The following is a 13,637-nucleotide window of genomic DNA, read 5'->3' on the forward strand; positions in this document are numbered from 1 at the left end:
CCAGATCCAAAACCAGATCCAAAACCAGATCCAAAACCAGATCCAAAACCAGATCCAAAACCAGATCCAAAACCAGATCCAAAACCAGATCCAGATCCAGAACCAACACACCCAACAATTACAGTATCACCAAAAACGGGTGATATTTTAGTTGAGTGGTACGCTGGAAATGGAAAATACTACTCATCTGTTTTCTTTAATGATTTTTATACGAGTCAAAAAGAACTGGATGAAAATGCATTAAATAATTTAACAAGCTACTATAGTAAAAAAGAAGACTGGACGCTCGTTAGCCAATTGAATACACCATCAAAATCAAAATCGATAGCTGAACATAAGTTAGCGTTAGATAATGTAGAACAAATTCTTACAAGTGGTGAATATTCAAATGAGAGAGCACTATTTTATTTACGTAATCAAATGAATGTACTAAATGAATCGGTTACTACACAAGAAGAGTTACAAAGATACATGAGTGAAAATAAGAAAGATTATATTAAATCTGTAGCAGAAAAAGTTTATCAAACAGCAATAAAAGAAAAAAGAGAGTGGTCAAATACAGGAGATGTAGCATCTTTAGAACAAGCATTAAGTAAATTTTATTTAGTTACATCAGTATTTGAAAGTGTAGATCCTGCATTAGTAGAAAAAGCGAATCAAGATGTAGAAGATATTTTCAACAAGCTATTACAAGAAGAATTACAGAACCTTAATATCCAAACATCAGTAGTGATGTCTGCAACTGAGACAAAAGAAAAAGCAAGCCCTGTAAAAGAAAAGACTAGCAGTAATGAAGAAAAAGCAGTGAAAGAAGTTCCTAGCAGTAATGAAGGAAAAGTAGTTAAAGAAGAAAATGCAAGTGAAAATGAGGCAACAGCTACATCAAGTGAGAAAAATCTAAAAGAATCAATAACTGAAGGTGCCACAAATAACAATAAAATAAATAATGTAGATTCAAGTAATCAAAAAGAAAAAGTGAAATCTGATCCGGCTGAAGAAGCAATTGCTCAAATTGATGTATATTTAAATCCAGCGAATCCACAATATGAAAATGCTTTACTATTAGCAAATCAGTATATTGACGGTGCAACGGGAGAACAAAAAGAAAAATTAGAACAGCAATTTAGTGCGGCTGTAGAGGGACTTCGTGGACAAATTAAAGATTCTAATTTCAAAGTCGAAGATGCTATAAATAAAGCGAATTTATTAGCAAATACGGCAAGAGTAGAAAAATCTGTTCAAGATGAATCTCATAAATTATTAATGCCGCTAATGTTTGAAAGAAAAGCAAACGATGCTGCAAATAATGGAGAATATTATACAGCGGTATTAAATATTGCAAATGCAATTCGTACAAAGCACCCATTGGAACGTTCAAGAGAAGAAATGGTTAATTATGCGAATAAATTATGGACAGATACAGAAAATGAATGGAATAAAATGAATGGAAAGACAGGGTGGCAAAGTGAAGTAGGTAAAACATTATTACCATCATACACATTACTTGCACAGTTAAAAGATATTGATAAAACGATTGGCCAAATTAGTGGTATGAATATGATTGATAATGCATCAAAAAAAATGGAGGGAATTCAGCTTGTGCAATTAGCAGGTGATGAAGCAAATAAAGAAGGACAAACAAGCCTTTATAATGCTTTACATTATTATGGTCAAGCAGCTTCACGCGGTGTTGTTGACAAAACAGGATTTTCTAATGTTGCTGGTCTTGTAATTAAAGAAGCAAAACAGTTAGAAAAAACGCAATATAAATCAGCGTTAAACAATTATCAAATTTTATATAAAACACCAGGTATCGAAGAATTAGGAATTAAAGATGGAGTAAAAGCGGCAATTGAGTATTTGAGTACATTTGAAGCTGCAAAGGTAAGCGGTAATAAAGATACGATTGAAGATTTAGCTTCAGCAATTGAATTAACTTACCACTCTATGGAACTAGGATATCCAGAAGCAGATGCAAAAGAATGGATGAATACGGTAGCTCTAAAAATGTCGAATAAAGGTGCAGGATATATGTCCGCAACTGACATGAATAATGCATATAAATGTTTTGAATTTTTAAGTCGTGATAAGTATGCAAATGCTATTAATGGAGAAATAACGAAACAAGCAAAAAAGAATGTAGAAACAATTAAATCTATGAACGTTAAAAAATAATTAGATTTAATATTCGCCATCTTACCTTGAGTAAGATGGCGAAATTATTTCGCATAAGGAGTGAAATTCAATGAGTTTACTAGAAATTTGTCCATTAGATGAGGCGTTAGTGGAGGCTTTACAGAATAAAGAAAAAAGAGTTCGTTTTTATGAGATATTACAGAAATCAAATTTGTACGTTGTTGCTTCGGTAGAGGGCGATACAACTGTAGATGAAGAAGGAAATTTGATTTCAACTGAAAATACACAATTGCAAATTCATTATTTTGAAATGGAAGAAGGATTAATGTTACCACTGTATTCTGATTTGAAACATTTAGAAATGGTTATTCCAGAAGAATGTCCGTATGTCTCTATGAATGCAGTTGAATTATTAAAGACGATAGATTTAGAGGCAAATGTAATATTAAACCCAGGAACAAAATTTCAAAAATTATTTGTAAAGGAAGAAATTGAAGCGATTTGTGATAACAGTATCTTTGATATTTTTTCTAAAGGGAATAAGTAAAAATTGATGCAGTTCTATTTCTTTTTGGTATAAAATAGAGGAAGGTGGGAGAAGGTTTGGAAATTAAGGTCAAACCTGAACAACTCGAACAAATTGCCAAAAACATATCAGAGATGCAAACACACAGCCAGACCATACAACAAAATCTCAATCAATCTATGTTTAGTATTCAAATGCAATGGCAAGGAGCAACGAGTCAACATTTTTATGGGGAATATATGAGATCAATGAGACTCATGGAATCTTACATACGTAACTTACAAGTTACAGAAAAAGAATTACGGCGTATCGCTCAAAAGTTTCGTCAAGCTGATGAAGAATATCAAAAGAAACAAAATGAAAAATTGAAAGAAGCCCATAAAAAAGAAAAGAAAAATGAAAAATCATGGTGGGAAAAGGGAATAGAAGGAGCAGCTGAATTCATTGGAGTAAATGATGCAATTCGTGCAGTTACCGGTAAAGACCCTATTACAGGAAAAGAATTATCAACAAAAGAAAGACTCATTGCCGCAGGATGGACGCTCCTAAACTTTGTTCCTGTTGGAAAAGTGGCAAGTCTTGCTGGAAAAGGAATAAAGTATGTCGCTTCTAGTTTTGGGAAGACGATTGTAAAAGCGGGAAAAAAATTAGGCGAAGGCGTAACAATGGTGGCTGGAAAAGCTGGAATAGCAGCTGTCGATGGCATAAAAACAGCCAGCCACAAAGTAAAAGAGGGTGTAAACTTTGTAGCCTCCACAGCAAAAGGATTTGCCGACAAAATCGGAAGTCTATGGAACAAAGGTGCCACAACCGTAAAAACAACCTTCTTGCAGGGGAATGAAAAGATCCAGCACGCAGTAAAAACATTAATGGAGTACAAATGGATCCCAGGCGAGGGAAAAGGCTTCGCCATGGCTGGAGTAGGAAATGTCTCAGGAGGAGGACAGTATTCTCTGAAAGAGGCTTATCAGTATATGGCGAGTAAGGTTGTTAAGGGTACGGGTAATGGTAAGCATTTAAATGATATACCTAGAATAAAAGAAATTGAAGTGAAATTTAACTACAAAACAAAATTCGATTCAGAAGAATTTGCAAGACAGTTAAAGGATCAAGAAAAAGGTATGAATGAATTAACCGTACATGAATACCGGGAAAATCGAAATCGATTTATTGATAAAGGTAGGGCAATAGAAGGAAATGCATACCAGCAGGCAGCAAGAGAAAGAGCATTAAGAGATAAAATTGATGAGTTATTTGAACAAGGATTAACACTTAAAGAAGCAAAGACGCAAGCGAATGAATGGATGAAAACTCAAGCAGCACTTCATAATCCAGATCAGGTTGCGGGTGGAAGACCTGAAGTAATAGGAGGGATGGGAGATAAGAGGGTTAATTTCTCTATAGGTAGTCAATGGCGGACTAGAATCAAAATTGTTGATAAACAAATCGAGGAAATAGCAAAAAACATGACATCAGAACAACTAAAAAATACTTATTTGAATGTCAAGTTAACACATTAAAGGAGGAAAAAAATTGCATAAATTAAAAATAATGAAGGAATTTAAACTGGAACAAAAAGTCCCTGAAAGTATAATTGAAAAATATTCTAATACACTTCCTGAATCATTAACTGATATTTGGAAAGAGTATGGATTTGGAACGACCTTGAATGGATTTCTTAGGTTAATTAATCCTGAAGATTATTTTGAAATTGTCAAAGAAACATATATTAGACACCAAAATACAATACCATTATTTACAACAAGTATGGGGGATATCCTTTTGCTTGAGAAATATGGTGATAAATCATATATTATTCAATTAAATTATCGTAAAGGGAAATCAAAAGTCATTGCTTCTAAATTTGAGCTGTTTTTAAGGTTTCTTGAGGAAGAAGAATATTTAGAAGAAGACATGGAATGGAATCCTTATTCAGTAGCTATCCAAAATTACGGAATACCAACTTATAATGAGTGTTTTGGTTACGTTCCTCTTCTTGGATTAGGAGGGGCAGAAAAAGTAGAGAATCTGCAAAAAGTTAAATTGATTGAGCATATTTATTTAATTACGCAGTTTATGGGACCGATTGAATAAATAGAAAGAATAAATCATTGTAGACCAAGAGATTACTTAAAGGTAGTCTCTTTTATTTTAGATAATACCTATTGTAACACTATGGAGAAGAATTGGCAGAATCTATGATTCTTTTATTAGATTATATGATTTTGAGTACGATGGAGATATAGATGAAGTTAAATTTAATTTTAATTTATAAAGGATCAGTTGTATATGAGGAGTGGGATGAATAGTTTATAATAAATAATTTAAGAGGTTAAGCATATATGTAGATGAGTAAAAAATAAAGTATATTTGCAGTGGAAAGAAAAAGAATAGGCTGTTAGAAAGTACGTACTTCATGATGGTTGGACCATCATAGGGTACAATGTGCAATGATAGAATAGAAAACGAAGTACGAGCTTAGGTGAGAAAACATTTTACTGTGCGACGAATATAAAGACATGGAATGGACATTAAATTAACGAACTCGTACAAACTCGTAAGTTTTAACATAGTAGTTGTCACGACATATAAAAGGTGTCATACTGTTACTATAAAACTTACAAATTTATGCTACTTAAAAACATATGAACTTAAAGCACTTGATTGTCAATTAAAGGAAACAAGTGCTTTTTTGCGTTTTAGGATAGAAATAAGTAGACACATTATAATTTTATAAGTGTGCTAAGTATTAAATTTTTATAGATTGTAATGGTTGTGAACAGGGTACGACGATAGTAGAGGAAAAAATAAAGGGTTGTGTTACTTTTTGAAGTCATCGTAAAGTACGTTTTAACGGATGGACGTTATGCACACGTTATCCGCAAAAAAAACGGGTAAACGTTACATGGATTGTAATTACTGTAACGGGAGAGGACTCAATATGGAAGAGAAAGTAGTTGGTTATGTACGAGTTTCAACAGAAGGGCAAGTACGTGAAGGGTACAGCTTAACATATCAAGTAGAAGAAATTGAACGGTACTGCATTGAAAATGAACTACAACTGCTTCACATATACGAAGATAAAGGAATTAGTGGAGCGACAGTAGATGAAGATGGATTAACAGTTGAACGTGAAGGTTTACAAGAATTATTGTCAGATATGACATATCATCAAGTGAGCCACGTGATTGTACTAAATACATCTCGGTTATGGCGCTCTGATACGGCAAAAGTGTTAATACAACGAGAGCTAAAGAAATACAAGGTAGATGTGAAAGCAATTGAACAACCAAATTACAGTATATACACACATGACCCGAATGACTTTTTAGTAAATGGCATGTTAGAACTACTAGATCAATATCAACGTCTTGAGATTGCATTAAAGCTAAGTCGAGGTAGAAAGAAGAAAGCGGAACAAGGTGGATATGCAGGTGGCGGTGTGATGTTTGGTTACAGGGCAAACAAAGGACAGAAAGTATTAGAAGTAGATGCGGAGAAAGCGGTGGTTGTGCGTAGACTATTTGAGTTACGATACTTTTTTAGGCATTGGTCACTCTCTCAATTGGCAGAACGACTGAATGTAGAGGGTTATCGTACGGAGAAAGGAAAACAATTTACGAAAGTACAAGTGAAACGCATGTTAGACCGAGAGAGTTTTTATCGAGGGATATACACATATGGTCAAATACAGGCAAATGGGAAACATCCAGCAATTATTTTATAAACTCACTTAAAAAATTAGCTCATTTTACTATACATACTACTAGAGTGATGAAAAATGGATAGGCTTGCGTACCTATGCGCATCGGAAGATGAATGCTCGAACTAAGGTTGCCGACATTTTTATATATGACTAAATCATTGAATAGAGGGATGAGTTATGCATAATAGGCAGAACTATTTGTATGTAGGAGTAGATTTACATAAGGAGCAGCATACGGCTGTTATTATTAATTGTTGGCAAGAGAAACTAGGAGAAATACAATTTGAGAATAAACCATCTGCATTTTCGAAGTTTTTATTAGAAGTAGAGACATATGTGAGTGATGGATTATCAGTTGTATTTGGTTTAGAAGATGTTGGTGGTTATGGAAGAGCGTTAGCGAAGTATTTAGTAGATCATGAACGAGTGGTGAAAGAAGTAAATCCAGCTTTATCATTTTTAGAACGTAAAAGTGAGGAAAACAAAAGGACAAGCATTGGTATGTATTATGAGAAGACTTGTAAACATTGTATATGGCATGATGAAATATAAAACAGTTTATGAGTTGCCGGTAGTAGAGGAAAAAGAAGTAGTTTAATAAGGTTTTACATGGTTTGTTTTTTTATTGTGAGAGTTTAAGATTACAACATAGGGTACGGGTAATACTAGTAAGGCTGTTGATGATGTAGTTAAAGATGGTAGTCACTTTTTAGATGAATTTAAATTGAAACCTAATGTAAAATATGAAACGAATGGATATCTATATCAAACAGATGAACTAGGAAGAATTGAGAGAGCTTCTGGAGAATTAACGTTAGAGATGGGAGAACGTAATAATAGTAAGCAGCAGCTAGCTGCTGGAGGAGAAGACCGAGTCAAAGCTCCTAGTACTCAAGGCGATTATGGTGGACATTTAATCGGTACGCAATTTAATGGATCTCCGCTAATTGATAACATAGTTGCAATGAATGGGAATGTTAATGTAAGTGCTTATAAAAAATTGGAATCTGCTTGGGCAAAAGCTTTAAGAGATAAGCGGGAAGTTATAGTTGATATTAGACCTGTATATGAAGGGAATTCTGTGAGGCCTGTTAGCTTTAACATAAAATATAGAATTGATGGAGAAAAATTTAAAGCTAGTTTGAAAAATGTATATGGAGGAAAGTAAATGAATACAGAGAACTTGGAAAGTATTTATCAAAAAGTAGCTATACAGTTAAACAATATTATTCCAGAACCATGGGAAAAAGTAATGGTATATTCAGAAGTTGAGGAATATAGTGATTCGACGGTATTTTTCTACTATCCAAAAAATAAGCAGGAGCCAATATACAGTTTAGATATTGAAGATATGGAAGGGATTGATGAAGAAGAGACTAATCGTCAATTAAATCTTCTTGACAGCCTCTTTAGAGAGTTATGGGAAGAATTTAAAAGAAATAAGCAGGAACCTTGGACTAATTTAACATTTGAGTTATATGCTACTGGTAAGTTTGATATTGAATTTGATTATACTTTATTAGATAAATAAAATAATTATAATCATTATGAGAGATTAATTATATGGAAGTATAAAAAATTAGGAATTTCCCCTGATGCAAAGAGAGAAAGTGATGTGAAACTAATTAGAGAATATATTAATACACAAAAATGATCTCTACTAGAGTTATAGATATAAGGTGTTTGAAAATACATACTTCATGATGGTTGTACCATCATGGAGTACGGTGTGCAATGATAGAATAGAAAACGAGGTACGAGCTTAGGCGAAATGACATTTTACATGGCGGTGAATATAAACACATGGAGTGAGCATGAAGCTAACGAACTCGTACAAACTCGTAAGTTTTAACGTAGTAGTTATCATGACATGTAAAGGGTGTCATACTGTTACTACAAAACTTATAAATTTCCGCTACTTAAAAACATATGAACTTAAAGCACTTGATTGTCAATTATGGCAACAAGTGCTTTTTTGCATTTTAGTGTAGAAATAAGTTGGTAAACGTATAATTTTATAAGTGTATTAAGTGTTAAAATTTATAGATTGTAGTGGCTTTGTACAGTGTACGACATTACTAGAGAAAAAATTATTGTAAAAATTAAGGGTTGTATTATGTTTTGAAGTCATCGTAAAGTACGATTTAACGGTTGATGTAAGAGTACATCCAATAACAGGTGGAGTCGCCTACTACAGCGGTAACTAACGTTATTCAACAAAAAGAGTCATCGTAACAACAAGATAAAGATGATCCAGAAGAAGGTACTGCTGATAGTGATGATGATGACGGAGGATCATAAAAAGGTTTCTCAACAAATTTTAATATATCCCTTGACAGTTACAAATATAACCGATATACTTCATATTAATTTCAAAAGAAAATATATTCTAAATATTAAAATGTGTTGAATAGGAGTAGTAAGGTCGTATATTTGTACAGAGAGCTATGGGTTGGTGTGACATAGTCAAATGACATCCTGAACTCGCCTAGGAGCAGTAAGGTGGAACGGAATCACATTCTTAGTAAATCTTAACGGTTAACCTTCGATATTAGGTTTGTAATCAAACGATTACTACTAAGGTGGATTCATAATGGAATCAATAAGAGTGGTACCGCGTTAAGCAAATGGCTTAGCGTCTCTTTATATAGAGACGCTAAGCCATTTTTTATTTTATAGAAATAGAAATGGAGGGTTTATTTGAATTGGTCTATAAAATTTGTTTATTTATATAAAAAGATTTAATTAGGAGGAAAATAAGATGAAACAAACGGAGCAATGGACTTCGAAATTAGGGTTTATAATGGCAGCAGCAGGATCGGCAATTGGACTTGGCGCGATATGGAAGTTTCCTTATATCGCCGGGAAGAGCGGGGGAGGAGCATTCTTTTTAATCTTTATATTATTTACTGTATTAATTGGATTACCACTACTTATAGCTGAATTTATGATTGGACGCAGTACGCAGAAACAAGCAGTTGGCGCATTTAAAAGTATTGCACCAAATACAGGATGGCACTGGATTGGACGCCTTGGTGTTGGAACGTGTTTTATATTACTTTCGTTTTATAGTGTTGTAGGTGGATGGGTATTCATTTATTTATTCAGAGGAGTAACGGGACAACTTATTACTCCAGGACAAAATTACGGTGCATTATTTACTGAAACAATTGGAAATCCGGCTTGGGCAATTATGGGACATTTCGCTTTTATGTTCATTACGATTTGGGTCGTATCAAAAGGTGTACAAAACGGAATTGAAAAGGCAAGTAAATATATGTTGCCAGCGTTGTTCGTTTTATTTGTCGCTCTTATTGTTCGTTCATTAACACTTGATAATGCAATGAAAGGTGTGAAGTTTTTCTTACAACCAGATTTTTCAAAGATTACTTCAGAAAGTATTTTGTTCGCAATGGGTCAATCATTCTTTGCGATTAGTATCGGGATTTCGATAATGGTCACATATAGTTCCTATTTAAATAAAAAAGAAAGTTTACCAAAATCAGCAATAACAATCGTTGGGTTGAATTTATTTGTTTCATTATTTGCGGGTCTTGCTATTTTTCCAGCTGTATTTTCATTAGGAATGGAACCAACAGAAGGGCCTGGATTACTATTTATCGTATTACCATCAGTATTTAGTCAAATTCCATTTGGTGGGTTTTTCTTAACAGTATTCCTTGCACTATTTACATTTGCGACATTAACATCGGCATTTTCACTATTAGAGACAGTTGTTTCAGCAGTAGCAAATGGCGAACAAGAAAGAAGAACAAAGTTATCATGGATGATCGGTTTCTGCATTTTCTTAGTAGGTATACCATCAGCGTTATCATTTGGAGTATGGAGTGACATTACGATTTTCGGAAAGAATATTTTTGATGCAGTAGACTTTTTATCTAGCAATATATTAATGCCACTTGGTGCACTATTCATTAGTATTTTTGTTTCATTTAAAATGGAAAAGAAGGTGCTAGAAGCAGAGTTTTTTGTAGGTGGTAATTATGGAAAGAAAGTATTTACTTGTTGGGCGTTTTTACTTCGATTTGTAGCACCACTTGCAATCATCATCGTCTTTTTAAATGTAATAGGGATTATTTAACAGCAGATGTTATAATATTCAGTAAAAAAAGAAGGTGATGATCATAAAGGCGAATTTGATAGAAACAGGGGAATACATGCATATTAGAGGGAAAAAGCTATACGTTGAAACACATGGAAATCCTAAAAATAAACCAGTTCTATACTTGCATGGTGGACCAGGAGAAAGTTGTTATGATTTTTCATTTCATCAAGCAGAACGTTTAAAAAATTCTTTATATGTAATTATGATAGATCAAAGAGGGGTTTGTCGCTCAGAAGAAATTACTGAAGACGAAGCTTTTGGATTAAATGATTTGATTGAAGACTGTGAGGAATTAAGAAAATCATTACAAATTGAAAAGTGGTCTATAATTGGACACTCTTTCGGTGGATATGTAGCATTGCTATATGCGTCGATATATCCAAGTTCAATTGAGAAAATAATATTTGAAGGGCCAACTTTTGATTTTGCATTAACAAGCAGGGCTTTGTTGCAAAAGACAGGGTATTTATTAAAAAAGTATGGAAAAGAAGAAGTAGCAGAAGAGTCTTTTGCTTATTCATCTAGCAATGCGAGTTCAGAAGAGTTGTTAGAAGCTTATATAAGATTAAGTGATGAATTAGAAGAAAAAAGAATGGAACTTTACAATTATAAGGAAGATGTGACAGACGAGAGTTTATATAGTGATGAAGAGTGGGAAGAATTTTCAAATCGCTCCAAGATTCATTTTGATAAATTAAAATTAGAAGGAGCATTTCATACTTCATTATTACGAAAAATAAAAGATGTACAAAATCCAATGTTATTAATTGTAGGAAAACATGATGTAATAACGTGTGAAAAACAAATTGAAATATTTAATAAAGATGCTCGAAACGGCAAGTATATTGTATTTGAAGAGAGCGGTCATTCACCTTATTATGAGGAAGCAGATAGATTCGCAGAAACAGTCATACATTTTTTGAAATGAAGAAAAGGGTGCTTCTATAAATGAGAAGCATCCTTTCTAAATTTCTGGATATGTAATTGTGACGTTAGGCCATTTACTTTGCCAATTCTTTTTCATAACTCTGTTTTTGTACATATGTAATCGTTCTTTCGATTCAAGAAAATGAGCTGTTGGTCTCACTTGTAAGGAAAGTACATCTTCTATCCCGCACGGAGCTGTTAATATAACATTGTTTTTTTCGTCTAATGTAACTCCTAAAGACGTTGCTGTTTCAGGGAATTTAGAAATAGCATCAACAGAAGAAGAATACGGTGGCATATTATTTACTACATGCATACGAGCTTGATTCTTTACAGACCAAGGAATAGTAGCATCCATATTCATTAATTTCGTTTCTAATGATTGTTCGTATATCTCATCTTTATGTAGACTATCATAATAAATCACATCAACATCAGGCATAGTCGTTTTAGCTTCATAGTTATGTAAAGTATCCCAAATTTTAGAACGAATAAATCCGGCACAAATCCACCAATCAGGTAGCTCAAGTGATTTTGCTAATTGTAATACGTTCATCATCCATTCGTCGTTTTCTATTAAGCGAATGATATGTTGCTCTGTTTGGATATTCATTGATATATTCACCTTTCTAGTAAATTAATGTATTAGTTCAATAATCCATAAAATCCAGTAAGCACCTGGTACAAATAGTAGTTGTGCTAATAATGTACCGAAAAGTCTAGAAATCATTAGCCAACCGTACATTTTACTCATAGACTCAGCACCATTCTCTGATTGTAAAGCACGTTCTGTTAAAAGAGCGATGCGTGGATCGAGTAGTACGGTTAATAAAATTGTAGCAAAACCATTTACAAGACCAGAAGCTGTACTTGCGTTTGTTGCATAATCTGGATTTAGAAAAGAAGCGTAAAGGGCAGAAAGAACACCTGCTGTATAAATAGCAGTAGCAAACATATTAATAAGCATAATACGTTTTGGAATACCACCAATGCGTAGTCTATGAATCATTTCTAACTTTGGAAACCGTACATATTTTTTTGTGTACTTTAACTTTTGAATGTTATTCGTCTTCATCATTCGAATGAATGAACCATCTGTTTCAAAATTTTGAATGACGTATCCAAATAGTTTTGTCAAAGTTGGATACAGTATAATTGCAAGTAATGTACCGATAGAAGCAGATAATAGAACGAGACGTATAATATGCTCTAAATCAATAGAAGAATCTAGTTTTGCTTCATCGACAATACCACCGATTAAAAAGGCTTGTAGTAAGTTAGATGTTCTAGAAATAAGCAGTACCATTCCTACGACGGATAAGGCAACGGCAATCTTTTTTAAACGTACACCAGCTAATCGAATACTATAAGAGCTAGTTTCAACCGCATGGATAATAATTGTGAAAGCCATTATAAAAATTAACGTAATTGACATTTGTTTCACCAGTTTCTATTAAAATAATTGTAACTTTTTCACTTTACCATATGTATCTTTTTTTGTAACTGAAAGTATGTGACATAGGAAAAGTAATTTTTCAGAAAAAAAGATAATGATAGTATTATAATAAAAGAGGTAATAGGAAAAGCTGTTATAGGTTACTTGTAAAGTAAAATGAGTGGGGGATTGAAACGTGTACACAACATATTTATTTGATTTAGATGGAACATTGACGGATCCGAAAGAAGGGATTGTCAATTCAGTATTGTATGCATTAAAAAAGGTTGGCATTGAAGAATTACATATAAGCGAGTTAGATTCATTTATTGGTCCACCCATCCAGCAATCATTTGTAGAGAGATATAATATGAATGAAGGAGAAGTTGAACGAGCTGTTTTTTATTTCAGAGAATATTTAAAGCAACGTGGATTGTTGGAGAATAATGTTTACGAGGGTATTCCAAATCTTTTAAAACAATTAAAAGATACTGGAAATCGTTTATTTATAGCAACTTCAAAGCCTACTATATTTGCTGAACAAGTTATAGAGCATTTTCAACTAACAAATTATTTCGAAGGTATCATTGGAAGTAATTTAGATGGTACAAGAATAAAAAAAGAAGAAATCATTGCTCATATTTTACAAACAAATGAAGAACTTAATAAAGAAGAACTTAATAAAGAAGAAATTGTTATGATTGGAGATAGAAAGCACGATATAATCGGTGCGAATTATAATGAGATTGCTTCAATTGGTGTTTTATACGGTTATGGTAGT

Annotated in this window: 11 protein-coding genes, 2 pseudogenes and 1 other annotated feature; of the genes and pseudogenes, 11 read left to right on the forward strand and 2 right to left on the reverse strand. The window is 33.2% G+C overall.

Features of this window, described 5'->3' with window-relative positions:
• From MR083_RS24160 to MR083_RS24205, 10 genes and pseudogenes are all read left to right on the forward strand, one after another.
• Window positions 1-2,175 (forward strand): hypothetical protein (locus MR083_RS24160; protein ID WP_242269946.1); only part of this gene is annotated, 2,175 nt, incomplete at its 5' end.
• A 70-nt stretch (window positions 2,176-2,245) separates the two neighbouring features.
• The gene (locus MR083_RS24165) at window positions 2,246-2,683 is read left to right on the forward strand and encodes an SseB family protein (protein WP_242269947.1); all 438 of its coding nucleotides are present in this window, start codon (window positions 2,246-2,248) and stop codon (window positions 2,681-2,683) included.
• A 56-nt stretch (window positions 2,684-2,739) separates the two neighbouring features.
• Complete coding sequence (locus MR083_RS24170) at window positions 2,740-4,182, forward strand: WXG100 family type VII secretion target (RefSeq protein ID WP_242269948.1); 1,443 nt, start codon at window positions 2,740-2,742, stop codon at window positions 4,180-4,182.
• A 31-nt stretch (window positions 4,183-4,213) separates the two neighbouring features.
• Window positions 4,214-4,756: a T6SS immunity protein Tdi1 domain-containing protein gene (locus MR083_RS24175; RefSeq protein ID WP_029948785.1), complete on the forward strand. Its 543-nt coding sequence runs from the start codon at window positions 4,214-4,216 to the stop codon at window positions 4,754-4,756.
• Between the two features lie 847 nt (window positions 4,757-5,603).
• The gene (locus tag MR083_RS24180; protein WP_242269949.1) at window positions 5,604-6,389 is read left to right on the forward strand and encodes a recombinase family protein; all 786 of its coding nucleotides are present in this window, start codon (window positions 5,604-5,606) and stop codon (window positions 6,387-6,389) included.
• 156 nt (window positions 6,390-6,545) lie between these two features.
• Window positions 6,546-6,845 (forward strand): annotated as a pseudogene (locus MR083_RS24185) (IS110 family transposase); the annotation flags it as partial.
• Between the two features lie 247 nt (window positions 6,846-7,092).
• Window positions 7,093-7,536, forward strand: coding sequence for a DNA/RNA non-specific endonuclease (locus MR083_RS24190; RefSeq protein ID WP_242269950.1), 444 nt, complete (start codon window positions 7,093-7,095; stop codon window positions 7,534-7,536).
• Window positions 7,537-8,022 (forward strand): annotated as a pseudogene (locus tag MR083_RS24195) (immunity protein YezG family protein).
• Between the two features lie 743 nt (window positions 8,023-8,765).
• Window positions 8,766-9,014 (forward strand) — a binding site (T-box leader).
• Between the two features lie 115 nt (window positions 9,015-9,129).
• Window positions 9,130-10,470, forward strand: a complete 1,341-nt coding sequence (locus tag MR083_RS24200; protein ID WP_242269951.1) for a sodium-dependent transporter — start codon at window positions 9,130-9,132, stop codon at window positions 10,468-10,470.
• Window positions 10,471-10,507: 37 nt separating this feature from the next.
• Window positions 10,508-11,422: an alpha/beta fold hydrolase gene (locus MR083_RS24205; RefSeq protein ID WP_242269952.1), complete on the forward strand. Its 915-nt coding sequence runs from the start codon at window positions 10,508-10,510 to the stop codon at window positions 11,420-11,422.
• A 36-nt stretch (window positions 11,423-11,458) separates the two neighbouring features.
• On the opposite strand, the gene MR083_RS24210 is transcribed toward MR083_RS24205, so the two are convergent.
• Together MR083_RS24210 and MR083_RS24215 are read right to left on the reverse strand one after the other, a co-directional pair.
• Entirely contained in the window at window positions 11,459-12,034 is a 576-nt protein-coding gene (locus MR083_RS24210; RefSeq protein ID WP_242269953.1) for a nucleotidyltransferase family protein, read from the reverse strand.
• Window positions 12,035-12,058: 24 nt separating this feature from the next.
• The gene (locus tag MR083_RS24215; RefSeq protein WP_000028910.1) at window positions 12,059-12,856 is read right to left on the reverse strand and encodes a lipid II flippase Amj family protein; all 798 of its coding nucleotides are present in this window, start codon (window positions 12,854-12,856) and stop codon (window positions 12,059-12,061) included.
• A 196-nt stretch (window positions 12,857-13,052) separates the two neighbouring features.
• Between MR083_RS24215 and MR083_RS24220 the strand changes: the two genes are divergently transcribed.
• A partial coding sequence (locus MR083_RS24220) for an HAD family hydrolase (RefSeq protein WP_242269954.1) occupies window positions 13,053-13,637 on the forward strand: 585 nt, incomplete at its 3' end.

It is taken from the genome of Bacillus cereus group sp. BfR-BA-01408 (genome assembly GCF_022663305.1).
Taxonomy (GTDB): domain Bacteria; phylum Bacillota; class Bacilli; order Bacillales; family Bacillaceae_G; genus Bacillus_A; species Bacillus_A pacificus.